The 22,959-nt window shown below is 47.8% G+C and carries 25 protein-coding genes; 8 read left to right on the plus strand and 17 right to left on the minus strand.

The window, feature by feature from the left end; all coding sequences use genetic code 11:
- Nucleotides 1-71: 71 nt before the first annotated feature.
- The gene (locus NST99_RS18200) at nt 72-839 is read right to left on the minus strand and encodes a DUF1836 domain-containing protein (protein WP_341093577.1); all 768 of its coding nucleotides are present in this window, start codon (nt 837-839) and stop codon (nt 72-74) included.
- Between the two features lie 115 nt (nt 840-954).
- On the opposite strand from NST99_RS18200, the gene NST99_RS18205 reads away from it, so the two are divergent.
- Nucleotides 955-2,277, plus strand: a complete 1,323-nt coding sequence (locus tag NST99_RS18205; protein ID WP_341097687.1) for a hemolysin family protein — start codon at nt 955-957, stop codon at nt 2,275-2,277.
- Between the two features lie 65 nt (nt 2,278-2,342).
- Here the strand turns inward: NST99_RS18205 and NST99_RS18210 are convergent, their stop codons facing one another.
- Entirely contained in the window at nt 2,343-2,882 is a 540-nt protein-coding gene (locus tag NST99_RS18210) for a GNAT family N-acetyltransferase (RefSeq protein ID WP_341093579.1), read from the minus strand.
- A gap of 36 nt (nt 2,883-2,918) precedes the next feature.
- Complete coding sequence (locus NST99_RS18215; RefSeq protein WP_341093580.1) at nt 2,919-3,272, minus strand: VOC family protein; 354 nt, start codon at nt 3,270-3,272, stop codon at nt 2,919-2,921.
- Between the two features lie 145 nt (nt 3,273-3,417).
- Here NST99_RS18215 and NST99_RS18220 point away from each other — a divergent pair, with 145 nt between their 5' ends.
- On the plus strand, nt 3,418-4,770 hold the full coding sequence (locus tag NST99_RS18220) for a TrkH family potassium uptake protein (RefSeq protein WP_341093582.1): 1,353 nt from the start codon (nt 3,418-3,420) through the stop codon (nt 4,768-4,770).
- Nucleotides 4,771-4,854: 84 nt separating this feature from the next.
- On the opposite strand, the gene NST99_RS18225 is transcribed toward NST99_RS18220, so the two are convergent.
- Complete coding sequence (locus tag NST99_RS18225) at nt 4,855-5,133, minus strand: hypothetical protein (protein ID WP_038592629.1); 279 nt, start codon at nt 5,131-5,133, stop codon at nt 4,855-4,857.
- A gap of 163 nt (nt 5,134-5,296) precedes the next feature.
- Between NST99_RS18225 and NST99_RS18230 the strand changes: the two genes are divergently transcribed.
- From NST99_RS18230 to NST99_RS18250, 5 genes are all read left to right on the plus strand, one after another.
- The gene (locus NST99_RS18230; protein WP_341093585.1) at nt 5,297-6,529 is read left to right on the plus strand and encodes an aminopeptidase; all 1,233 of its coding nucleotides are present in this window, start codon (nt 5,297-5,299) and stop codon (nt 6,527-6,529) included.
- 32 nt (nt 6,530-6,561) lie between these two features.
- Nucleotides 6,562-7,791 carry an aminopeptidase gene (locus NST99_RS18235; RefSeq protein WP_341093586.1) on the plus strand — a complete coding sequence of 410 codons (1,230 nt, stop codon included), beginning with the start codon at nt 6,562-6,564 and terminating at the stop codon, nt 7,789-7,791.
- A 284-nt stretch (nt 7,792-8,075) separates the two neighbouring features.
- Nucleotides 8,076-8,249: a hypothetical protein gene (locus tag NST99_RS18240; RefSeq protein WP_156130888.1), complete on the plus strand. Its 174-nt coding sequence runs from the start codon at nt 8,076-8,078 to the stop codon at nt 8,247-8,249.
- 233 nt (nt 8,250-8,482) lie between these two features.
- Nucleotides 8,483-9,142, plus strand: a complete 660-nt coding sequence (locus NST99_RS18245) for a TetR/AcrR family transcriptional regulator (RefSeq protein ID WP_341093589.1) — start codon at nt 8,483-8,485, stop codon at nt 9,140-9,142.
- A 112-nt stretch (nt 9,143-9,254) separates the two neighbouring features.
- A complete protein-coding gene (locus tag NST99_RS18250) occupies nt 9,255-10,400 on the plus strand; it encodes an alpha/beta hydrolase (RefSeq protein WP_341093590.1) in 1,146 nt (381 codons plus the stop codon).
- 454 nt (nt 10,401-10,854) lie between these two features.
- On the opposite strand, the gene NST99_RS18255 is transcribed toward NST99_RS18250, so the two are convergent.
- The 10 genes from NST99_RS18255 to NST99_RS18300 all read right to left on the minus strand — a co-directional run bounded on the left by NST99_RS18255 (nt 10,855) and on the right by NST99_RS18300 (nt 18,296).
- Nucleotides 10,855-11,544, minus strand: coding sequence for an AlkZ-related protein (locus tag NST99_RS18255; protein ID WP_341093592.1), 690 nt, complete (start codon nt 11,542-11,544; stop codon nt 10,855-10,857).
- Between the two features lie 56 nt (nt 11,545-11,600).
- Nucleotides 11,601-12,173 (minus strand): TetR/AcrR family transcriptional regulator, encoded by a 573-nt coding sequence (locus NST99_RS18260; protein ID WP_341093594.1) that lies wholly within the window; start codon nt 12,171-12,173, stop codon nt 11,601-11,603.
- Nucleotide 12,174: 1 nt separating this feature from the next.
- Nucleotides 12,175-12,891 (minus strand): MBL fold metallo-hydrolase, encoded by a 717-nt coding sequence (locus NST99_RS18265; protein ID WP_341093596.1) that lies wholly within the window; start codon nt 12,889-12,891, stop codon nt 12,175-12,177.
- 92 nt (nt 12,892-12,983) lie between these two features.
- Complete coding sequence (locus NST99_RS18270; RefSeq protein ID WP_341093597.1) at nt 12,984-13,448, minus strand: DUF6773 family protein; 465 nt, start codon at nt 13,446-13,448, stop codon at nt 12,984-12,986.
- 2 nt (nt 13,449-13,450) lie between these two features.
- The gene (locus tag NST99_RS18275) at nt 13,451-13,651 is read right to left on the minus strand and encodes a helix-turn-helix transcriptional regulator (RefSeq protein WP_340898044.1); all 201 of its coding nucleotides are present in this window, start codon (nt 13,649-13,651) and stop codon (nt 13,451-13,453) included.
- Nucleotides 13,652-13,833: 182 nt separating this feature from the next.
- A complete protein-coding gene (locus NST99_RS18280; protein WP_341093598.1) occupies nt 13,834-14,436 on the minus strand; it encodes a nitroreductase family protein in 603 nt (200 codons plus the stop codon).
- A gap of 195 nt (nt 14,437-14,631) precedes the next feature.
- The gene (pstB, locus tag NST99_RS18285; RefSeq protein ID WP_341093600.1) at nt 14,632-15,408 is read right to left on the minus strand and encodes a phosphate ABC transporter ATP-binding protein PstB; all 777 of its coding nucleotides are present in this window, start codon (nt 15,406-15,408) and stop codon (nt 14,632-14,634) included.
- A gap of 37 nt (nt 15,409-15,445) precedes the next feature.
- Nucleotides 15,446-16,342 carry a phosphate ABC transporter permease PstA gene (gene pstA, locus NST99_RS18290; protein ID WP_341093602.1) on the minus strand — a complete coding sequence of 299 codons (897 nt, stop codon included), beginning with the start codon at nt 16,340-16,342 and terminating at the stop codon, nt 15,446-15,448.
- On the minus strand, nt 16,339-17,241 hold the full coding sequence (gene pstC / locus NST99_RS18295) for a phosphate ABC transporter permease subunit PstC (RefSeq protein ID WP_341093603.1): 903 nt from the start codon (nt 17,239-17,241) through the stop codon (nt 16,339-16,341). Before pstC ends, pstA begins: the two co-directional genes overlap by 4 nt.
- Nucleotides 17,242-17,342: 101 nt before the next feature.
- Entirely contained in the window at nt 17,343-18,296 is a 954-nt protein-coding gene (locus NST99_RS18300; RefSeq protein WP_341093604.1) for a phosphate ABC transporter substrate-binding protein PstS family protein, read from the minus strand.
- Between the two features lie 256 nt (nt 18,297-18,552).
- On the opposite strand from NST99_RS18300, the gene NST99_RS18305 reads away from it, so the two are divergent.
- Nucleotides 18,553-19,449, plus strand: coding sequence for a LysR family transcriptional regulator (locus NST99_RS18305; RefSeq protein ID WP_341093606.1), 897 nt, complete (start codon nt 18,553-18,555; stop codon nt 19,447-19,449).
- A 320-nt stretch (nt 19,450-19,769) separates the two neighbouring features.
- On the opposite strand, the gene NST99_RS18310 is transcribed toward NST99_RS18305, so the two are convergent.
- The 3 genes from NST99_RS18310 to NST99_RS18320 all read right to left on the minus strand — a co-directional run bounded on the left by NST99_RS18310 (nt 19,770) and on the right by NST99_RS18320 (nt 22,902).
- Nucleotides 19,770-20,603 carry a class I SAM-dependent methyltransferase gene (locus NST99_RS18310; protein ID WP_341093607.1) on the minus strand — a complete coding sequence of 278 codons (834 nt, stop codon included), beginning with the start codon at nt 20,601-20,603 and terminating at the stop codon, nt 19,770-19,772.
- A 50-nt stretch (nt 20,604-20,653) separates the two neighbouring features.
- Nucleotides 20,654-21,568, minus strand: a complete 915-nt coding sequence (locus NST99_RS18315; RefSeq protein WP_445744974.1) for a DMT family transporter — start codon at nt 21,566-21,568, stop codon at nt 20,654-20,656.
- A gap of 197 nt (nt 21,569-21,765) precedes the next feature.
- The gene (locus NST99_RS18320) at nt 21,766-22,902 is read right to left on the minus strand and encodes a zinc-dependent alcohol dehydrogenase (RefSeq protein WP_341093611.1); all 1,137 of its coding nucleotides are present in this window, start codon (nt 22,900-22,902) and stop codon (nt 21,766-21,768) included.
- Nucleotides 22,903-22,959 lie beyond the last annotated feature (57 nt).

Raw genomic sequence — 22,959 nt, forward strand, 5'->3', positions numbered from 1 at the left:
CCTCTTCCCTTACTCCGACTATTCTACCCTGATATTGCTAGTTTCTCTTACACATTCTAAGAGTGCTGCTTCTAAAAATCAAGGAATAAAGCAGCATTAAAGTATTGCCGGGCCAGGGCTTGAAAATAACAGGTTTGTACAGAAATTGCCGAGATCATCAGCATATTTTGCACAGCATCCCTTTGCGGTCTTGTCAGATGGCTCAGCCGGTTCATCAATTTATCCATTGCACTTCTTAGTGAGCTGTCCGTTTTCCAGGAATAATCTCTGTTTGCACTGCGTTCAGCCATCCCTTGAGCCTGCAGCGCAGGGCTGCGCTTAATCTCTTCGAACAGCTCCGCATACCCGTGATACAGCTGCGCCGGTTCAACCAAATCATCATCATCCCGTTCCGGTTTCAGGAAAAGCAGGCGGAATAGCTGACGTATACTTTCGAAATCAAGTGCTGCTTTTAGGTCATCAATGATAAATAGCAGCGCAGCCTGATTAACCGAATACTTTTTCCCTTCCCTCGGTGAGCCGAGATATTCCTTAAAGTCGCGCTTCACCCAATTTTGCATAGCGCTGGCACTCAGTGTGGAATACTCTATGAGATGTCCAAGAGCAGCAATGTCCGAGAGCGAGAACCCTTTGACGTTCCCTCTTTTTATGATCTTTTGCAGGATCGGCGGGATATCCGTAGAGAGGAACGCAGGCAGGGACATCCCCTGTTTCACCTCTTCGTGATGAAATTTCGTCCAGACCTCCTGAAGAATATGCAGCGGTTTTTGCTCTGAGCTTCCGGTCAGCGAGAGCAGCAGTCCAGACATTTCTTTTCGGCTTAAAGTAAAAGCTTCCATAGATGGCACCCCTTCGCCATTTGATATTTTAATGAAAAGTTCGTACAATAGGTTCAAGTGAACTCATAATATGAGTATAACCTATTTTAATAACGAGAGGGATGGTAAAGATTTTATGGGTATAGGACTTAGTTTGATGTTGGTGGCCATTTTGATTATTTTAACCGCTTTTTTTGTAGCCACGGAATTTGCAGTAGTAAGATTGAGAGGCAGCCAAGTAAGTCAAATGGTTCTCGAGGGAAAGAAGAATGCTTTAGCTGTACAAAGAGTTGCAGCGAACCTTGACGGTTACTTGTCTGCTTGTCAGCTTGGGATCACAATCACTGCCCTCGGTATCGGGGCGTTGGCAGAACCTGCATTTGAGCAGCTGCTGATTCCTTTATTCGATTTGGCTGATATCAGTCACAGTGTGAGCGAACCTATTGCCTTTGCATTGGCATTTATTATTGCCACATTCCTGCATGTCGTAGTCGGAGAACTTGCACCGAAGACGGCCGCTATCAACATTCCGGAGAAAATCGGTCAAATTACAGCCCCGCTGATTATTTGGTTCTACAAAATATTGTACCCTCTGATCTGGCTCATGAACGGTTCCGCCAATCTGCTTGTCAGCTTGTTCGGGATGAAGCCAGCCAGCGAGCATGGCGATGCGCACAGTGAAGATGAGATTCGTCTGATTCTGTCCGAAAGCTATGAAAGCGGCAAAATCAACAAAGCCGAATATGGCTACGTGAACCGGATCTTTAATTTTGATGAGATGCTGGCCAAAGAAATTATGGTGCCGCGGACAGACATGGTGTGCTTGTTCACCGACCACTCGCTGGCGGAGAATTTCAACATCATCCGTAAAGAGCAGTACACCCGATTCCCTGTCGCTGACGGCAGCAAAGATAATATTATCGGGATGATCAATACCAAACAGCTGTACCTGCAGTATGACAACAACCCGGATTTCGATTTCAAAAGCCTGATATTGCCGCTTCTGACTGTGTCTGAGGTAACCCCGGTGAAGAACTTGTTAACCCGTATGCAGGTAGAACGTGTGCATATCGCCCTGCTGCTTGATGAATACGGCGGAACATCCGGTCTGATTACGATTGAAGATATTCTCGAGGAGATTGTCGGGGAGATTCGTGACGAATTCGACGGGGATGAACGCAAGAATATCGAGAAGCTCAGCGACGTCAATTACTTGTTCGACGGCAAGGTTTCTCTCCTGGAGATCAAGCAGCTGACAGGTCTTGACTTCCACGATGATGAAGTAACAACCATTGGCGGCTGGTTATACAGTCACCTAAGCGAGCCCACTATCGGCAAAAGCATGAATTACGAACATGTTACGCTTACCGTCCGTGAGATGAACAAAAACCGCATCCGCAAGGTTGAGGTGCTTATCGGGGATAAGGACTCCCTGGAATCTGGGCAGAAAACGGAATAATAGCTAAATATATATCAATAAGGCAAAGGCGCTCTGTCAGGGAGCGCCTTTTGTTGTAGCTGAACTTAGTTAGACAAAATCCTGCTCATATAATATTCGTCCACCCAATCCCCGCTGACCATCAGTGATTTCTTCTTGATGCCTTCAATTTCAAAGCCGCGCTTGGTGTATAATGACACCGCTCGATCATTATGTGTCATAACGGTCAGCTCCAGGCGCACAATGCCGACGCCGGTTGCCCAGCTCTCCATCTCCCGGAATAAGCCGCTGCCGATACCCATTCCCTGATAATCCGCCAAGATGCCAATCACAATATACGCGCTATGCTTATTACGTCTTAGGCTTCCTCCACGGACGGATAAGTAACCCGCCAGCCTGCCATCTGCCACGGCGCCGAGCAGAATCGAAGTTTCGGCTTTGGCGAAGCTCTCAATCATCTCTGTTACTTGCTGCAATCCAGTCTGCCTCTCATCCGGCTCCAGCAGCAAAAATGAAGATTCCTCATCCAGCCGGTGCTGCAGACTCAGGAGTTCAGCAGCATCCCCGGGAACCAGCTCTTTCAGCGTTATATTCATCATTTCCCCCTGCTCAATCTTGCTCGGCATAATACTAATTGCTGATGTACTTCTTCCACACATCGCTTAACAACGGCAAATCATTAATACATTTTCGTCAGGGTCCTTGAAGTTAAACCAGTGATCATTCTCAATGTCAGTCAGGATCTCCGCACCGCTGGCTTTGACAAAATCATAAGCAGCATCGATGTCCTCCGTATTTAAATGAAAGGACGGCACCTTCAGAACCGACTCGGCCGTGAAAATTCTGCTGTCCAGCACAATACCCGGTCCTTGCATCGGCACCACATACAGATGACCGAACAATACCTCACCGTCTAGCGGAAGCCCCAGCAAGCTGCAATACCAGTTCTTTGATCTTTCAATATCACTGACCGGAATGAAGACGGCGCCAATCTGATTCAGAATCGGACTTGTCACAGCAAGTACAGCCTCCTCTATGCTTTCTCAGAATAGGTATTACTTTTTAGTAATTCGATAAAATATGCCAATTTCCTCCCCCCGCAAGTTGATCGATTGGAACTTATGATATAATCTGGACAAATGATATCAAGACGTCAGGAGAATGAATTTGGCTAATCTATTCCTCGGGCACCTAAGGCTGACGCCACCAAAAATACTATCGCTCGGATTCATGCTGCTGATTGCGGCAGGAACAGTACTTTTATGCCTCCCGGCAGCTTCGACAGGAGACCGAATCTCCTTTATCGACGCCCTCTTTATGGCAACTTCAGCGACCTGTGTCACCGGTCTCGCTGTCATCGACACCGGAACACAGCTGACGGTGTTTGGACAAATTGTCCTCCTGGTGCTGTTCCAGTTCGGCGGTCTCGGATTTGTGACCATGGCCACGCTGATTACACTTGTACTCAATAAACGGATCTCACTCAAAGAAAGGCTGCTGCTACAGGAATCCATGAACCAGAACTCCATGCAGGGCATCGTCAAGCTGATCCGCCGGGTACTGATCTATTCCCTGGTCATACAGCTTAGCGGATCAGCCCTGCTTGCCGTAAGATTCATGCTGGATATGCCTTTCGGAAAAGCGGTATATTACGGTTTGTTTCACAGCATTTCTATCTTTAACAACGCCGGATTTGATCTCTTCGGAGATGTGCACGGGCCATTCAGCGGTCTTACCCGCTACGTGGAGGATCCCATTATCAACATCACTTCCATGCTGCTCATTTTCCTAGGCGGTATTGGGTTTATCGTGTTATCCGACGTAATCGACTTCCCCAAACGCAAACGTCTGACCTTGCATTCCAAGGTGGTTCTCTCCACTTCAGCCATCTTGATTCTGGTCGGGGCGGCAATTTTTTTCTGGCTTGAACTGAACACCACGCTAAAACCGCTGCATGCCGGCGGCAAAATAATGGCCTCTTTCCTGCAGGCGATCACCCCCCGCTCCGGCGGGGTGACAACCATTGAGATTCCGCTCTTGCGGGAATCCACTCAGTTTCTGATGATTCTGTTGATGTTCATTGGTGCGGCGCCTGGATCAACCGGTGGTGGGATTAAGATTACTACCTTTGCCATACTGGTAAGTACAGCATATGCCAAACTGCGCGGGAAGGAAGACATCGTCATGTTCCGCCACCGGATCTCCAAAGAAAACGTGTACCGGGCCATCACGATGACACTGCTCTCATTGATGCTGGTAGTCATTGCCACCATGCTGTTGTCCGTGACGGAGAGTGCGGATTTCCTGACCGTGTTGTTTGAGGCGGTGTCCGCTTTTGGGACCTCAGGCATTACAATGGGGCTGACTACGGAGCTGACGACTATAGGGAAGGTTATGGTGATCATTCTGATGTTTGTCGGACGTACCGGACCGCTGACACTTGCCTATGCGCTTAAACCGAAGAACAGCAAGGAGCTCTACCGTTATCCTGAAGGCAATATTACGATCGGGTAGAGCTTTCGAACTTATACCTATATAAATATAAAATGCGACCGTTCACCGGCAGTGGATGCCTTCGTCGGTCGCATTTTTGCGATGCTATTCTTCTTCCTGAATGTCCTGGGTATCCAGTGCGGCATCCAGCAGCTGATTAAACAGATCGTCATCATTCTCCAGCAGCGTGTCAATCTCCAGGAACTGCTCTTCGCTCCCCGGTTCGCCGGCAAAGCTGAAGCTGTAATCCCATTCGCTTCCCCGTTTGCTGAAGAACGTAATTTCATACGGAGACTTATGATTGTCGAGCGTGAACACCGTCCTCCCGACATAGCTCTTATCTTCTTCGCGTTTCAATTCCGCTTTTATAATTTGTACGTTCATGCGCTTTCCTTCCTTTCATCTGATCGTCCACACTCTCCCAGTATAGCATTGAAATGAAAGCAAATCCCTCTCTTTCCGCTGCAATTGACTTTTTTCATCCGGCGGTTAATAATTTAATACAATGCTCATACAGCACTAAAATATAGTAAATGGAGGAAACCCAATGCTCAATTTAGAAGCGAAGCTTAGCAAATATGCAGATCTGGCAGTCGAAATCGGCGTCAACGTTCAACCGGGTCAAATACTGGTCGTCAACGCTCCCGTTTCAGCAGTAGAATTCGTACGGCTTATTACGGCCAAAGCCTATGCCATAGGGGCAAGTCTGGTCAAAGTAAACTGGAGTGACGAGAGCATTACCCGCCAGCAGTTTGAACATGCCGCACCGGAAGTCTTCACGAAGGCTCCAACGTGGTACGCGGGAGAAATGACCGAATTCGCCGAGAATGGAGCCGCTATTCTGACAGTAATCGCCGAAGATCCCGACGCACTAAAAGGCATTGATCCGGAACGTATCGCCAATTACCAAAAAACACGCGGTGCTGCGCTTACGAAATACCGTGATTACCAAATGTCCGATAAAATCAGCTGGAGTATTGTTGCCATCCCTACACAAGCTTGGGCCGACAAAGTGTTCCCTGATGTTCCGGCCGAAGAACGTGTGGATAAACTATGGGAAGCTATCTTCCACACTGTCCGTCTTGACCGCGAAGATCCGGTTGCCGCCTGGCAGGAGCATCTTGATACACTAGAACAGAAGGCTAATGTGCTTAATGCCAAGAAGTATAAAAGCCTGCATTACATAGCACCCGGCACAGACCTGACTATCGAACTGCCAGAAGGTCACATTTGGGCGCAAGGAGACAGCATCAATGCCAAAGGCCACACTTTTGTCGCCAATATGCCAACAGAGGAAGTGTTCACAGCACCGCTTAAGACAGGTGTTAACGGCACGGTCAAAAGCACCAAGCCGCTCAGCTACGGCGGCAACATTATTGATGATTTCTCCATCACCTTCGAGAACGGCCGCATCATCAGTGTAAGCGCCGGTAAAGGCCAGGATTCACTGGAGTATCTGATCAGCCTGGATGAAGGAGCCAAATATCTCGGCGAGGTTGCTCTGGTGCCTCACCAGTCCCCGATCTCCGAATCGAATATTTTATATTTCAATACCTTGTTTGACGAGAATGCTTCCAACCACCTGGCTATCGGTACAGCTTATGCCTTCTGCCTTGAGGGCGGTAAAGAGATGACCCAGGATGAGCTGATCGCCCATGGCCTGAATACCAGTGTCACCCATGTTGATTTCATGATCGGCTCACCTGACATGGATATTTACGGAATTACAGCTGACGGTACACGGGAACCGGTATTCAAAAGTGGAAATTGGGCGTTTTAAACACAGACTACAGATAGCGGAGGAGCAAAATCATGTTGAGTTTCAAGCAAAAGCTGGAGAATTACGCACTGCTGGCTGTAAAGATCGGAGTCAATATACAGCCCGGGCAGACGCTCGTACTGAATGCAGACATCGTTGCCGCAGAGCTTGTCCGCCTGATTGTGCGGAAAGCTTATGAGGCCGGTGCTAAGCTGGTCAAGGTCAATTATACCGACGAGTTCGTCACACGGACCCGCTATGATCTGGCCCCGTCGGCCAGCTTCCTTGAACCGCCGAAATGGCAGGCGGATGAGCTGGAGGATCTGGCACGCAACGGCGCGGCCATCCTGACGGTAATCTCCGCCAATCCGGATCTTCTGAACGGTGTAGAAGCCAGCCGGATATCCGATCATCAGCGCACCGCAGGCCAGGCTATGGCCCCGTACCGTGAAATGATGATGAACAATTACATCAGCTGGAGCGGCATCGCTTTTCCGTCTCCATCCTGGGCGGCCAAGGTGTTTCCCGATGCACCGCCGGAAGAACAGGTTGGCCTGCTCTGGGATGCGATCTTCAAGGCGGTGCGTGCAGACCAAGAGAACCCCGTTGAGGCTTGGAGCCAGCATTTAGGCGGCTTAAAGCAGCGCTGTGATCTTTTGAACGCCAGAAAGTACCGCAAACTGCATTATACCGCTCCCGGAACAGATTTGACTATCGAATTACCCGAAGGCCATATCTGGTGTCAGGCCGGAGCCGTGAATGGACGCGGGGTCTCTTTCCTGGCCAATATTCCGACAGAAGAAGTATTCACTGCCCCGCTCAAGACTGGCGCTAATGGCAAAGTCAGCAGCACGAAGCCGCTCAGCTATGGAGGCAACATCATCGACCGGTTTACGCTTACCCTGAAGAATGGCAAGGTCACTGACTTTACGGCAGAAGTCGGCCAGGATGCACTGGCTTCCCTGCTGGCCATGGATGAAGGAGCCGCTTACTTCGGTGAAGTAGCGCTGGTCCCTTACCACTCTCCAATCTCGGAAAGCGGCATTCTCTATTACACTACACTGTATGATGAGAATGCTTCATGCCATCTGGCACTTGGTGCTGCTTATGCATTTACCTTGCTGGAGGGCATCTCTATGACCAAGGAACAGCTTGCTGACAAAGGGATGAATCAAAGTCTGACCCATGTGGACTTCATGATGGGTTCCCCGGAAATGAATATAGACGGAATTACAGACGATGGAACTGCTGAACCTATCTTCCGCGCAGGTAACTGGGTTTAAGCAAGTTCTTAGGCCATTATGTCCTTTCGATGAATACCTTATTGCTACACCCCATTACTCTCTGTAGAGAGGGTAACGGGGTGTTTTTGCGCTTGCCTGAATAGTTAAAGGCATAATTAACCCAAATTTAAAGTTTTGTTCAAATAATATTCACAATATTGTTGAAATTAATTCACAAATATGTCACAATACAATTAAGGATTGTATTTCCAATCCAGTTTAGGTGTTGGATGAAGCCAATCAGTGCTGAATGATACTCACAAAACTTTTAGGAGGTCATCCTGATGAAAGAGTCGATATCCCAAGAGCTGGAACGGCCGGAGCATGAACGTCCAAGTGTTCAAGCCCCTACAGACTCAAGCATTATCGCATCCAATGCAATCAAATACACAGCTTACATCATGCTACTATTCGGTTTCTTATACTTTCTGATTGCATACCTGGCTCCTATGCTATGAGGTTGCTTCATTATATAGCTTTAATAGAAAGCGCTTACGGCTTTTGAGCTCCTGCTGGAGTCCATTAGCCGTTTTTATTTTTGCGTTGTTACATCTTACTGTCATCCAATATGAACCAAGTTCATATGGTTTTAATCTTTAATATTGATATTAATATTTCAATACTACTTGACATGTGAATAAATTATCGGTATGGTGTGAATGAATTCACACTTCACAATAAGGAGTAATCTATGCCAAAAAATACTTTCTTTCGTTTAGATGAAGCAAGGCGCGAGGAAATATCTAATAGTGCTATGCATCTTTTTGTTGATAATCTTTACGAGGATATAACTATGAAGATGGTTTTGGATAGTTTGTCCATGCACCCCGGAACATTTTATCGGTATTTTGAAGACAAAGATGACCTTTATTGTCTGTTAATACGTAATGTGACCCAGAAAAGAGCTGCGTATTTTAATAACAGTAATGAAGATTCCCTTTTCCGGTTTTTCCTTACTGGCTTATTTGGTAACGTTAATGGCATTGTGACCGAGCCACTGAATGAGTTGGAAATCAAACTCACTGCAACACTTTTTTACATTCCCGAGAACATTTTACTTAAAATATATCTGAATGTGCTAAAGGGCGAGTCATTCCCCTTGATCAAGGATATTTTACGCCGAATGAGGGTTGATGGATATCTCCGACCTGATATTGACGACGACCTGATTTCTTTTATGTTTGAGTCCATGCAGTTTAATTTAGTCATGTTTTTTAGGGAATTCGATATTAAGGACTCTATGCTGCAACATAAGATTAGCAAGTACTTTGCTGACTTTATGGGTCATGGGCTGCTTGAAGATCATAAATATTCTGAAATTGTTAGCGATATCAAGAAAGCCAAGGAGTAGATATGATTCACTGAAGATAGGATGTAATAGTTTCACAGTTTTGATAAGCGCTCATAACGCAATGTATGTATTTCACGCTCGCCACTTTTCTTAATTAAGGGGGAACAAGAAATTGAAAACTTATGACGCATTTCCAGAACCAATTGGCGGCTATACTGTCGGTCGAACCCAGATGGATTTTGAGTACACGGCATCAGATCACTCAAAAAGAGAACTGACGGCGTTTGTGTACTATCCGTCCGACAGTAGCGAAGGTAAGACTACATCAACGTACATGTTTCCTGAAGTCTACGAAATGTTTAATGAGCAGCCACTTGTCACTGCGTATCTTAAAGGGAAGGATGTTTTCTCTATAGATATCCAGACCCAGTGTTACGACGACCTTGCTCTCTCCGGGAAGGAAAAACGCTATCCGGTGTTATTCTATGTTTGCGGCGGGGGCGGTTCTCCAGAATGGGGTACAGTGATCTGTACGGACTTGGCAAGCATGGGATATGTTGTGGTAAGCATCGGCCATCAGAATAGCACGATGTATAAGCGTAAAGATGGGCGCCTGTTTAATGTGTCAAAGGATTTTTCGGATGTCATTATGGCGTTTTCTGAAGATCCGGAGATGCAGGCGTTGGCTGGTAAGATGGAGATGCGGCCTGACGATGAAACTGCCATTGAGATGTGCCATAACGTGCTTACACTGCCGATACTTGCCAAGTTAACAGAGTATAGTGAATTACAGGCAGAAGATGTAAGGTATGTAGCCGATTATCTTTACAAACTGGACTCTGGAGAGCTGAATTCCATCTTTAAGGGCAGATTGCTCTTTGACATCGGCATGGGCATAGTCGGACATTCTTATGGAGGGCCTACGACGGCGATTGTTTGCCGGGACGACGACCGGTTCGCCTGCGGGATTGGCTTGGATAGCGGTGCGTTTGGCCTTCTCGACAGCGACCTTAAGAAACCCTTCTTGCTACTGTTTTGTGAACCTAACTATAACATGAATGCGATAATTGGCGCTAACAATAGCATGGAAACCTATTACTTCTCTGTTGATCGTGTTGCGCATTTAGATTACTGCGACATCGTGTTTACCAGTGTTAATGAGGAACTCAGAGGCGAACGGCATGCTATGGAGATGCGAAATCTTGTTACAGACTATACGAAGAACTTTTTTGATCATTACTTACTGCAGAAGGCTGCGAGTGTGGAAAGTCTGGCATACGATGGCGTGGACTTGATCAAGAAGACCAGCAACAAGTGACATAACCGGGAGGTTGCTGATAAACGCATCTCAAAGAGCTAGCCGTACAGACACAAAGCCGATAACCCTATTACGCGGGTATCGGCTCTCTCATATTTCAGGCTATGAAAATTTCTGTTCGATAAAAGTTTTAAAATACCACTGCTCACGGTACAGATGTCCTTGCAGTGCTGTCCAATATAGTCCACTACCCGGCGCAGGGATAGGTTGTAATCATTGGCAGAATAAATGTCGCTTATGACTGTTTCCCCTTTGTTTTGCTGAATGAGGCACTCCAACAAAAAACAACGCTTATCATCTCTTTGCAGTTTGCAATAAGTTCTTCCTGCGATTCGCCCAAGGCTTGTTTGAAAACTCCATATAAATGGAGCCGCATCTGTAGATAATGGAAAGGCATTAAAACAAACTTCTCAAGATCACACAGGTGCAATATAAATTACAAATTGACAAGTGATTACCAGGACAAGGCTTTGCTGATCCAGGCTATGGCAGCAGGCGACCAGTTGGCATCCATTCTGGAGCGCAGCCAAGCTATAGCTTCCTCGCGGGAACCTTCATAAGGGGTAAGGCCGTGAATTTCCATCCAGTGGCCTACGGTCTCAAACGAAGTGCTGCTCCAGCCATTTACTTCTCCCAAGTCATTTTGGCGTGCCTGAACTCCGGAGATTACAATATCAAGGGTGCCTTGCAGCTCTGTGACCGCATTGTCAAAAGCAGTCTTCTTTTCCTTTGCTTTCATATCACCCAAAGAACGCAGCTGGCGGGTATCTATACCCTCGTTGGCACGGATCACCTGCAGCAATGTCAATGCTTCTCTGCTGGCCAAGCCGTTATTGTACCGTTCTTCCAGTTCTTTAGCGCTGCCAGCGGCTTTTACAAATGCCGGAAACCAGTCCCGCGAGACGAGAATTGCCTTTTTCTTAATAAATTTGCCGTAGCCGGCCAGTCCCTCACCCGGAAACTGTGCACGCCAGCCCCATGGATCCAGCTCTGAACCGGTATGCCAGTTCTCGGCTTTGGTCAGCCCGTTTAATGACGGATGCTCCGGAATCAGCGAAGCAAGAGGTACAATACCCAGCTTGGCAATGACCTCACTCATCTCCTTATATGTTGTTACACCGCCCTGCACTTCCACGTTTTCCATCTCACTTTCCCCCTAACGGAATGGTTAAATCACTTAATGATGTTGTTCTGGACTGCTTACACTGTCTTCATGCAGCTGATCCCTGCAATAAATGTATCAATCAGCCGGGATAAGGTGATCTCCAAATCGAGCGGCAGGCCGAAGCCTCCCTTGTTCTCCAGTGCAGTAAAGCCGTGCAGAATACTCCGCAGTCCCCGAACAGCATGCAGTTCTCCTTCTTCCCCAAGCCCGTAACCGGACAGCACATGCAGGATTAAGGATAAAATCTGCTCACTTGTCTCTTCCAGCAATGTGTTCCCTTGATCTGGTGCTCGCAGCGTTGTTTCGTATAGACCCGGATGCTGCCTTGCAAAGTCCACATAAGCCTGCCCTATAGCGTGAACGGCTGCATCACCGGCTATCCCCTCAGAGGCCTTAGTCATCGCAGCGTGAAGCTGTTCCAGGCCGTGAACGGCCAACAGAGTCCGTAGCCCTGCCAGTCCGTTAACGTGATTATACAACGACGGAGAGCGTACGCCCAGCTTGGCCGCGAGTGAAGCCAGAGTGACTTCTCCCATCCCCCGCTCATCCGCTAATTCTGCCGCAGCCAATACCAGCGTACGTGTATCCAGTCCAGCCCTTGGTGACATCTTATCTCCCTTCCTTTCCTAGTTGCAATTGAGCTTTGCTCACAGCCTGTTTCATGGCTTCCCCTGGCGCCTTCAGCAGGTTGCCGTGTCCAACGGCAAGCACCGCTGCAGACGTCCCTGCAAGCTTAATTGCGCTGGCCACAGCCTGCTCCTTATTCCAGGTAGCCATTGCCGGAAATGGAAACCATGGTACAACCGTCCCGGCCACCGCAATTCCCCTAAAGGTCTGAAAAGCATCCCCTACAATCAGGGCCCCGCTTCGCTGATCCAGAAAAGACATTGAGCCTGGTGTATGGCCGGGAGTACTGATTGCGGTTAAAGAGCCGACGGTATCTCCGTCATGGAGCAATATATCCGGTTTGGTGGATATTTTAGGTAAACTCCCTTTAATCGGAGTCTGCGGTTCACCTTGTCTAAGCGAACGGTCCCCGCCCAGTAAAGCTGCATCCCGCTCAGATATATATACTACAGCGTCAGGAAGCCGTTTCTTCAGTTCATCCAGCGCTCCAACATGATCTCCATGAGCATGGGACAGCACGATTCGGGTAAGCGGCAGGTTTAATTTAGCAGCTGTACGGAGGATCCCTTGGACACTAAAAGACATCGCCGCATCAATCAATGTTAATTCCTGCTCTTCTACAACAAGATAGCAATTGACCGGAAACCATCCTGGCATCCAAGTAAGCTGCAGCAAATTTCCTTCTTGAGTGATTCTCATAAATACACCCCTTAAAAACTAATGATATTAGTTACAATATAAACTAATTTTATTAGTTTTGCAAGAGACAGCATCTTTAGGAGCTCATCCGTCTATTCCAGGTGCTTATCCGCATTTTGATTGGAGCGTTTAATCATGAACCATTGCATCCAGGTAATCCCGAAGAAAAAGACAACGGAGCCAACCAATGTGCTCATTACACTCGCAACTACATCAACTTCGTCCTTACCCAACAGGTCATAGCTGATCATCAATATTGCCCATATCAGCGCACCTGCAGCTCCACTGATCAGATTGGTTTTCTTGAGCCGCTGTACTTCCCCGGCCTTGCTCGGCAGGAGGAATAGTCCACCACGCATGCTCCGGAGCGTAACATAGAAACAAGCTGCCATCAGGATTAGGAAGCTGTCCAGCCAATACTTCAGATCCAAGTGCAGAACAAATACTTTAACAAAAACACTGGCCGCTATGCCCACAAACACAATCGTAAACCCGTGCGCCATTAACTTATGTACTTCACCTTGAATCCGCTCATCCTTGATCCCCTTACCTTTCATAACTACTCCTCCCAAAATATATCGTTTAAAGTTGTTCCCAGTTCCTTGCAGATGGCAATACATAACCGGATTGTCGGGTTGTAATTTCCCGCTTCAATCAGTCCTATCGTCTGTCTCGTCACGCCCACCGCCTCCGCCAGCTGCTCCTGGGACAGGTCCTTCTGAATCCGCGCCAGTTTCAGTTTGATGTTCTTCTCACTCACCAGAGCCCTCCCGGAGAATAAATTCACTTACCGCTCCATTGTAATCTATAACCGTCATTATGTACAATATATATTGCATCTACATTTCAATCCCATAGAAAAAAAGCATCCCGCAGGATGCTTCAATAAGAGCTAGTCCAGGTGTTAGTCCGGATTTTTGTTCCTAACAGCGGCTTAGGTGTTTATTCCACAACTCCACTCTCCGGATAGCTGTCTACAACTGTAAGTAGCTGAGCGGCTTCCTTGCGTGGACGGCTGGCGGGAATAATCTCCGGATAACCGGCATGGATCATCGCAATCACTTTCTCTCCCGGCTTCACACCAATCTTGCTGCGGAATTCCGGAGCGTAAATATAAGGATCCGTCTTCCAAATCGTACCTACTCCCCGTTCCCATGCCGCCAGCTGGAAGTTCTGCACAAGTGCGGATGCAGCGGCAAAATCCTCATCCCACTCTCTTTGACGCGGGTCCTCAGGGATCACGACGACTACTGTTAAAGGAACCGATGAAAGATATTCTTTGCGTTTGGCTGCAAATTCCGGATCAGCTGCCCCGCGCTTCAAGAATGAATAAGCAGCATCCCCAAGGAATTCCGCCCCTTCCCCCTGAAAAGCAATAAATCTCCACGGCTGCCGAAGTCCGTGATTTGGCGCCCATACCGCGATATCCAGCAGTTCCTCAAGCAGGCCTGCAGGCAGAGGTTCAGACTTAAACTGTTTAATGGAGCGGCGCTCCTTGATCACTTCGGCAATGCTGCCGTAAGCTGCAGACTGGTTCTGATTCATAAGGATTCCCTCCAGCACTAAGTTATGATAACCATTCTCAGTGATTGTACATGATTCCAATTGCTTTTTCAAACTTGGGAATGTCCTGATCATGCGCTTCAAGCCTATCCTGTATCTTGGAGGTAAATACGCTTCTTTGCTGTACAGCCAAAAAAAAGCACCACCCGAACGGGCAGTGCCTGTAGCTCTTTTCGATCAGCCGAAACGGCCCATGATATATTCCTGGGTCATTTGATTCTCCGGATTGCTGAAGACTTTCTCTGTCTTGTCGTATTCCACAAGTGAACCTAGGTAAAAGTATGCGGTAAAATCCGAAATCCGCGCAGCTTGCTGCATATTATGCGTAACAATAACAATGCGAAGCTCTTCCTTGAGTTCCTTGATCAGTTCTTCCACTTTACCGGTCGATACAGGGTCGAGTGCCGATGCCGGTTCATCCAGCAGCAGAATCTGCGGATTAACTGACAATGCGCGGGCGATACATAACCGCTGCTGCTGTCCGCCGGACAACGCCAACGCTGAATCCTTCAGGCGGTCCTTGACCTCGTCCCATAATGCCGCACGGCGCAGACTGCTTTCCACAATTTCGTCCAGTGCCTGCTTACCTTTAATGCCATGGTATTTTGGACCAAAAGCAATATTGTCATAAATCGACTTATAGAAAGGATTCGGTTTCTGCCAGACCATGCCGATCTTTTGCCGCAGCTTGATCACATCAGTACCTTGAGCGTTGATGTCCACGCCGTCAATCCAGATGCTCCCTTTCGTTGTCGAACCGGAGATGTCGTCATTCATACGGTTAAGGGAACGAAGGAAAGTCGATTTACCACAGCCCGACGGGCCAATAAGTGCAGTAACAGTATTCTGGCCAAAAGGAAGACTGATTCCCTTCACTGCTTCATATGTGCCGTAAAATATACTTAGGTCCTCTGTTTGAAATGATTCACGCACCACAGGTTCCGCTATCCCCATCTCTTACTCCTCCTAAAATGTTTCTATAATCAAAGTTTTAGTTCATTCTTTTGGAAGCAGTCAGCTTGCGGTAAATATATCTGCCGAAATACCTTGCGGCCAGATTGAAGATCAATACTGTAATAACGAGCACGGCCGAAGCTCCGGCTGCGATTTGTACGGCATCAGGCGCCAGCCCTTCGCTGTTGACTTTCCAGATGTGAACAGCCAGGGTTTCAGCCGGACGGAAAGGATTAAGCGGTGAAGTTTGACTAAGCGGATTCCAGTTGGTGAAATCCAGACGCGGGCTGCTCATGCCCGCCGTGAACATCAGAGCGGCCGCTTCACCGAAGACACGGCCAGCGGAGAGAATCGTACCAGTGATAATCGTCGGCAGTGCCACGGGAAACAGTACAGAGGTAACAATCTTCCACTTGGATAATCCAAGGGCAAACCCTGCCTCTTTCTGCTGCTTGGGCACTGTACGGAACGCCTGCTCCGTAATACGCACCATCAGCGGCAGATTAAATACGGTAAGTGCGAGAGCACCGGATATTAAGGAGAACCCCAGATTGAAGGTGTTTACGATCAATAAGAGACCGAACAAACCTACGACAATGGAAGGGAAGGAAGACAGGACTTCCACGATCAGGCGGATAAAGTTCGTTAGTTTGCCTGGACGTGCATACTCCGCCATAAAAATCCCCGCTCCAAGACCTAGCGGTACAGTTATGATCAGCGTCAGCACCAGCAGGAACAGTGAGTTGAACAGCTGCGGCCCCACACCTCCGCCTGCGCGGATTTTTTGCGGTGCGGAAGTCAGGAAATCCCAACTGATATGGTTTAAGCCACGGATCAGAATATATCCAAGCAATCCAACCAGAATGGCTACAATGAGTAATGCGAAAAAGACGATAACGGTGGTGGCAACCTTGTCTGCTGTTCTCGGCTTCAAATTTTATTTCTCCTTTCGAGCATTCTTACGATGAGGACAAAAGCAAAGGTCATCAGCATAAGAACCAGCGCCATACTCCACAGCGCATTATTGTGCGTTGACCCCATCGTTGTATTCCCCATGCCAAGCGTAATTACGCTGGTCAAGGTTGAAGCCGATTCGAAAAGTGACTTCGGCACGAAAGGTGCATTTCCGATTACCATTTGTACAGCAAGGGCTTCACCGAAAGCACGGGCCATCCCCAGCACTACCCCCGTCATAATTGCAGGGAATGTAGTCGGAAGAATCACCCGGGAGATCGTCTGCCACCGTGTAGCACCGAGCGCAAAGGAGGATTCTTTTAAGTTTTGCGGCAAAGAAGCCAGCGCGTCTGCAGCCACGCTTGTAATCGTCGGCAAAATCATTACCGATAGGACAAGCGCGCCTGCAGCAACCCCGATGCCCTGCCCTGGCAAGGTATTACGCAGAAACGGCACAATGACGCTTAAACCCACAAAGCCGTAAACGACTGACGGGATGCCTGACAGCAGTTCGATAACCGGCTGCAGCAGCTTTTTACCCCAACCCGGTACAATCTCAGTCATGAACAGAGCAGCGCAGATACTGAGTGGACTTGCGATAAGCGCTGCAAGCAGCGTAACCAGAAATGAGCCGGTAATAAAAGGCAATGCTCCGTAAGAGGGATTGTCACCTTCCGGGGACCATTTTTTGCCGAACAAGAAATCAGAAAGCTTAATTTCACCGCTGGTAAAGTTAGCAATCCCTTTGGACGCCACAAAATACACCATCGATACAATGATTACTATCAATAGGAGTACACAGAAGGACATATAAGAACGCCCGATAAAATCTTCGATATGATGTTTTTCAATTTTGGATTTCTTAGGTTTTACACTCAAGCTGCTCCCTCTTTCTAAAGTGAAAAGAGAGGCAGAAGGATTCCGCCTCTAATCACATGAAGTTCTAATGGATGAAGTCTGTAAAGCTTGTCAGCCGGGAATTACTTGGTTGATACTTTGCCTTCTACATCACGGGAAACCTGCATTTTCGAAGCCGGGATATATCCAAGCTCTACTACATCGCCGTTCTGCACTTCATCTGTCATGATGTAGTCAAGGAATGCTTTGACATGTTCAGCAGGCTCACCATTTGTGTACATGTGCTCATAAGCCCACACCGGATATTTACCGGAGATAACATTGTCTACAGAAGGCTCAACACCTTCATAGTTCAGCGTTTTTACAGTTTCATCAAGGTAAGACAATGCCAGATATCCGATAGCCCCTGGAGTTTCACCGATCATTTTCTTAACAGTACCGGAAGAATCTTCTTGAATCGATCCTTCTTGGTCTTCTGTTTTAGTTCCAAGTGCAAAGCTTTCAAAGGTTGCACGTGTACCCGAGCTTGCTGGACGGTTGATGATTTGAATCGCTTGATCCGCTCCGCCAACTTCACTCCAGTTCTTAATTTTTCCTGTGAAAATGTCAACCAGCTGCTGTTTAGTCAGGCTGTCTACTCCAGCTTTGGGGTTGCTTACTGCTGCAATCGCTACAACTGCAACTTGATGGTCAACAAGTAATTTTGCTTTTTCTGCATCTGCATCCTTCAGCTTCTCTTCTGCGAACACATCAGAGTTACCGATATCTACTTGCTTCTCAGCAACCTGAGTTAAGCCCGTGCCGCTTCCTCCGCCTTGCACTTGAATATCAACGCCTGCGTTTGCATCCATAAAGCCTTCAGCTGCCATTTCAACAAGTGGCTGAAGCGCTGTGGAACCCGAAGCCAGAATCGATCCGCTTAATTCTGCGCCGCTGCTTTCTGTAGGTGTATTTGTCGCAGCTGCATTAGTTCCCCCATTATTAGTTGCCGCATTATTTCCTCCGTTACCGCATGCCGAAAGTGCTACTACACTGGTTAAAGCCAAAGCCATGATCCACGATTTTCTGAATTGCATTTTTGTTTGTTCCTCCTAAAGGTTTTGTGTGTGTCTGACCCATTGAATCTGCTTCTTACAAAACTCACTTTGGAAGCATTCCTCTTTGTGTATCTCTTATGACTCTTCCTATTCTAGAGCTCGTTCGTTAGAGAAAAAGCTTATGTTTGTAAAACGAAAGATAAAAATTCTAATAGAAAATGTATAACAGTATAGATATAATCTATACTAAGAAGATGTTTTATTAACTTATTGCCATCCAGACCGGAGGAAATTCATGAATATTGTGAAGCTGCAAATTGTAGTCCTGATTGAAAAATACAAAAAAGTAACGGATGTCGCTGCCGAAATGGGTCTAAAGCAGCCTACCGTTTCCTTTCATATGAAAAGCCTTGAAAATGAGCTTGGAGCCTCCCTCTTTCAATACCGCAGCGGGCGTGTGCTGTTAACCGATGCCGGACGGGCGCTTTTTCAATATGCAGTTCGTATTGTTTCCCTCGCTGCAGAAGCGGAACGGAGCGTCAAACAGTTCTCCTCCCTCACATCGGGGAGCCTTACGCTTGAGGCCGGGTACATGCCTGGTACTTACTTTGTTCCTAATATAATGTCACAATTTATCAATCTTCATCCGGGGATAGATGTGTCGCTTACGATACAATCGGATCACCTTGTGCGTGAACGGCTGAGGGGGCGGGAGATCCAACTGGGGGTACTGCAAGACAGTGATGGTGGAGATGACTCCTTTCATACACAGGTGGTTGCCCGGGATGAGGTTGTTCTTATATTTGCACCCGGTCATTCGTTTGCTCAAATTAAAGTGCTGTCCCCGGAGCTGGTGGCGCAGGAGCCGTGGATTCAGCATGATCCCGCTTCCAGCCTGAGAGCAACAGCCGACCAATGGGCACAGCTGAACAATGTGCGTGTATGGAATAATACTGTTGTGAATTCACCGGAGGCTTTTAAAGGGATGATTAGCGAAGGCGGAAATGTGGGACTATTCTCCAAAACAGGAGTTAAAGACGAGGTGGCCTTGGGCCGTTTAAGTTATGCTCCGCTTCCGGGGGTTTCGCCCGGGCTTGCAACTTATGTACTGGCTTGGCGGAAGGATTATACCTTAACTCCCTTGCAGCAGGCATTTGTGGAAATGGCTGCTGCTGAGAGCGTGTTGGTCTGATAACAGAACAGTTATATTGTAGTTAAGCACTATAGTATCTGGACGAAAACAGCAGCATCCATAACAATCTTAATTTACGCATTTTTTTTCAATCTTCGTCTACGCACTTCTTTTTTATTTAATGTCGTTAACTATATATATTAATTAATGATGTGAATTAAATAAACCGGTGATCCACTCAGGCTGATTGATTCAGCTCAAAGCAGACCACCGGTTCTATGATGAACATTTCTTATTAATTCATGCCGTTAACTATATTTCGATTCTCCGCAGAAACAGCCACCGTCCTTAAAAGGACACCAAAGCTATTCGTCGTAAAGTCAACGTTTCTCTGCTACCAGCGCAAACGTCTTGGGAATTCCTTTGTCGTAAACCTCAGACGACAGGTTGGGCTCCTCCACCAGTTCACGGATGACTAGACCACTAGCAGCGGCTGCCGTAACGATCTCCCCCAAAGTCCAGCGCCGCCAATAAACAACACTATGCTTCTCACCCGTCTGACCGCCTGAAGCAGGCATATACTTCGAGTAAGACACCTTCTTCTGTTCCAGCGCCGTATCAAAATAATCGCCGCTTACCTTGTGCTTCCGTACTTTAGCGGTTGATCCTTTAGAAGAAATCAGTTTGGTCGTCACCGGATGAAAATCACGCAGCACGAAGGTTCCCCCCGGAGCCAGCAAACGGCAGACAATTTCCATAAATGGGCTCAGGTCAGTGAAATAATGGACAATCCCCATTTCAGCAAAAACGATATCATACGTGCTGTCCAGCACTTCTTCGGGCAGCTTCAGCACATCCGAGATGATATAGGACAGCCCGACTCCGGCTTCCTGCGCCAATTCCTCCGCATACCGGGCGTTAGCTTCTGAGAAATCGGCAACAGTCACTTCAGCCCCCAGCAGCCCTAGGGCTACCGCCTTCATGCCGTTCGAGCCCATCAGATTCATCATCTTCTTCCCGCGAACCTCACCGAAATAAGCGTTTAACGGGAACAACCGGGACGCCGGGTCTTTAGTCAGCTTCGCTGCTGCCTCTGACGGAGTGCCGAATCTGCTGGTCCATGCGGCATAGGTATCCTCATTCCAGAGTTCTTCACTGGAAGGCGCAGCTCCCGGATTGTCTTGCGGTTCTTGCTCTAAGTCTTGATCCTTCATACTGTGAAATACCCCTTTATATTGATAAGTTGTCTGTTAGAATGTGTGCTTTAGGAGACGCTGGGCAGAGCCTCACTTCTCTTCGCCGCTTTCCTGCGTCCTGCATACAAATAGACTGCAAGTCCTCCCATTACCAATACTCCACCGGACCATTGGAGGATTGTCAACTGTTCGCCAAGCAGCAGGAAGGCCAGAATACTTGCACCAACCGGCTCTCCCAGAATATTCATCGAGACGGTAGTCGCCGAAGTGTACTGCAGCAGCCAGTTAAACAGAATGTGACCGAAGACGGTCGGGACGACTGCCAGCAAGACGAAGATTCCCCACTCCCTTGGCGGATAATCAAAGAACGGAATGCCCGCCAGCAGATTATAGACCGCAAAAACAATAACCGCTGCGATAAATACAATCAGGCTATACAAATACGGTGGCATGCGGGCAACCAGCTTCTGTCCGATCAGCAAATGAGCGGCAACCGCTGCTGTGCCGCCAATGGACAGCAAATCACCTTTTAAATTGTCAGAGGACAGGCCGATATCTCCCCAGCCAATAAATACAACACCAAAGATCGCAATGGCAAGTCCCGCTATGGCGGCCATACTGCTTTTTTCTTTATACAGCAAATAAGCTCCAAGCATAATAAACACCGGCTCCAGTGCCATGATCATCGTCGAGCTGGCTACAGAGGTGAATTTCAGTGAACCCATCCATAATAAAAAATGCAGGGCAAGCATCGCCCCGGACACAACCAGCAGCAGCCAGTCTTTACGGCGCAGGGCAAAAGCGGCACCGCTGTAAGGCCGGGCAAAGGGCAGCATCAATAGAGAGGTGAACAGCAGCCGGTACATCCCCTGAACCGATACCGGAGCGGATGACCATTTTATAAAAATAGAAGAAAAAGAAATAGCCACAATTCCAATCAGCATCAATAGCGGAATGGGAACAGGCGGTTTTTTTGAAGTCACGGCAGGCATCCTTTCGGCTCAGATAAAAGTCACTTATGTAAATTTACCTCAGAATCCGGAAAAAAGCAGCTTTTTTCATGAAAATCCGCAACAGAGGCTGCAGCTTTCTGAAAAACAACAAAAGCATGGCCTCCCGACCTGCGGCGGAAACCCATGCCTTCGTATGTTCCTCCGGTAACCGATGAACTCCTCTAACGTTAAGGTCTAAGTACGACCTTGATACAATCCTCTTCCTTGTCTCCGAATACCTGGTAGCCATACTCCGCTCTGCTGATTGGCAGCCGGTGAGTAATGATGTCTGTCGGATCGAATTTGTTCTCCTTAATCATCTTATAGAGCATCGGCATGTAATGAATAACTGGAGCCTGACCCATCTTGAGCGTAATGTTGCGTTCAAACAATTGCCCCAGCGGGAACATATTATAATTCAGCCCATACACGCCGACAAGCTGGATCGTTCCGAATTTGCGAACCACCTGGGCGGCCGTCCGAAATGCACTGAGTGATCCGCCTTGCAGCATCAGCGTTGTTTCGATTTTCTCCACTACAGACATCTTCGCATCTAGTCCTACACAATCAATCACCACATCCGCCCCGCCACGGGTAATCTCCTTCAGATGCACCTCTAAGTTCTTTATCTTAGCAAAATTAAAAATCTCGACATTATTCTTCTGCTTGGCATGTTGCAACCGGTATGGGATATGATCTACCGCAATGACCCGCGAGGCTCCCTTCATCCAGGCGAATTTCTGCGTGAGCAGTCCGACAGGCCCGCAGCCTAGTACAATGACCGTGTCTCCAGGTTTTACCCCGGCACTTTCCACGCCCCACCAGGCTGTTGGCACAATGTCCGAAAGGAACAGGAGTTTCTCATCCTCCATCTCGGCATCCTCGGGAATAACAAAAGGACCAAAATTACCGTAAGGAACACGCAGCAGCTCCGCTTGTCCGCCGGCAAAGCCGCCGTACGAATCGGAAAAGCCGAGATAACCTCCGGTATCCTTGGCCTCGTTGGCATGGTCACACTGGCTCTCCATTTCATGCTGGCAGAAATAACATTGTCCACAGGCTACATTAAAAGGAATGATGACGCGGTCGCCTTTTTTGACTCTGGTAACGTCCGGTCCGATATCTTCGACAATCCCCATCGGCTCATGGCCAATAATATAGTCGTCGTGCATGCCGGGGATTTCCCCGTTATAGATGTGAAGGTCCGAACCGCATATCGCTGTCGAGGTGATGCGCACAATGATGTCGTCCTTCTTTTCCAGCTTAGCGTCGGTTACTTCTTTAACTTCGACTTTCTTCTTCCCTTGATAGGTTACTGCCTTCATGTTGAGGACCACTCCTTCGGAAGTAGAGTTAAGAACTTAGCAAGGCTAAACTTGTTA

The organism is Paenibacillus sp. FSL L8-0470 (genome assembly GCF_038008625.1).
Lineage (GTDB): Bacteria > Bacillota > Bacilli > Paenibacillales > Paenibacillaceae > Paenibacillus_AQ.

Coding starts and splice junctions, on each gene's coding strand:
- NST99_RS18200 (WP_341093577.1), bottom strand. CDS start 839: ATGGAAGCTTTTACTTTAAGCCGAAAAGAAATGTCTGGACTGCTGCTC.
- NST99_RS18205 (WP_341097687.1), top strand. CDS start 955: ATGGGTATAGGACTTAGTTTGATGTTGGTGGCCATTTTGATTATTTTA.
- NST99_RS18210 (WP_341093579.1), bottom strand. CDS start 2,882: ATGCCGAGCAAGATTGAGCAGGGGGAAATGATGAATATAACGCTGAAA.
- NST99_RS18220 (WP_341093582.1), top strand. CDS start 3,418: ATGAATTTGGCTAATCTATTCCTCGGGCACCTAAGGCTGACGCCACCA.
- NST99_RS18225 (WP_038592629.1), bottom strand. CDS start 5,133: ATGAACGTACAAATTATAAAAGCGGAATTGAAACGCGAAGAAGATAAG.
- NST99_RS18230 (WP_341093585.1), top strand. CDS start 5,297: ATGCTCAATTTAGAAGCGAAGCTTAGCAAATATGCAGATCTGGCAGTC.
- NST99_RS18235 (WP_341093586.1), top strand. CDS start 6,562: ATGTTGAGTTTCAAGCAAAAGCTGGAGAATTACGCACTGCTGGCTGTA.
- NST99_RS18240 (WP_156130888.1), top strand. CDS start 8,076: ATGAAAGAGTCGATATCCCAAGAGCTGGAACGGCCGGAGCATGAACGT.
- NST99_RS18245 (WP_341093589.1), top strand. CDS start 8,483: ATGCCAAAAAATACTTTCTTTCGTTTAGATGAAGCAAGGCGCGAGGAA.
- NST99_RS18255 (WP_341093592.1), bottom strand. CDS start 11,544: ATGGAAAACGTGGAAGTGCAGGGCGGTGTAACAACATATAAGGAGATG.
- NST99_RS18260 (WP_341093594.1), bottom strand. CDS start 12,173: ATGTCACCAAGGGCTGGACTGGATACACGTACGCTGGTATTGGCTGCG.
- NST99_RS18265 (WP_341093596.1), bottom strand. CDS start 12,891: ATGAGAATCACTCAAGAAGGAAATTTGCTGCAGCTTACTTGGATGCCA.
- NST99_RS18270 (WP_341093597.1), bottom strand. CDS start 13,448: ATGAAAGGTAAGGGGATCAAGGATGAGCGGATTCAAGGTGAAGTACAT.
- NST99_RS18280 (WP_341093598.1), bottom strand. CDS start 14,436: ATGAATCAGAACCAGTCTGCAGCTTACGGCAGCATTGCCGAAGTGATC.
- pstB (WP_341093600.1), bottom strand. CDS start 15,408: ATGGGGATAGCGGAACCTGTGGTGCGTGAATCATTTCAAACAGAGGAC.
- NST99_RS18300 (WP_341093604.1), bottom strand. CDS start 18,296: ATGCAATTCAGAAAATCGTGGATCATGGCTTTGGCTTTAACCAGTGTA.
- NST99_RS18305 (WP_341093606.1), top strand. CDS start 18,553: ATGAATATTGTGAAGCTGCAAATTGTAGTCCTGATTGAAAAATACAAA.
- NST99_RS18310 (WP_341093607.1), bottom strand. CDS start 20,603: ATGAAGGATCAAGACTTAGAGCAAGAACCGCAAGACAATCCGGGAGCT.
- NST99_RS18320 (WP_341093611.1), bottom strand. CDS start 22,902: ATGAAGGCAGTAACCTATCAAGGGAAGAAGAAAGTCGAAGTTAAAGAA.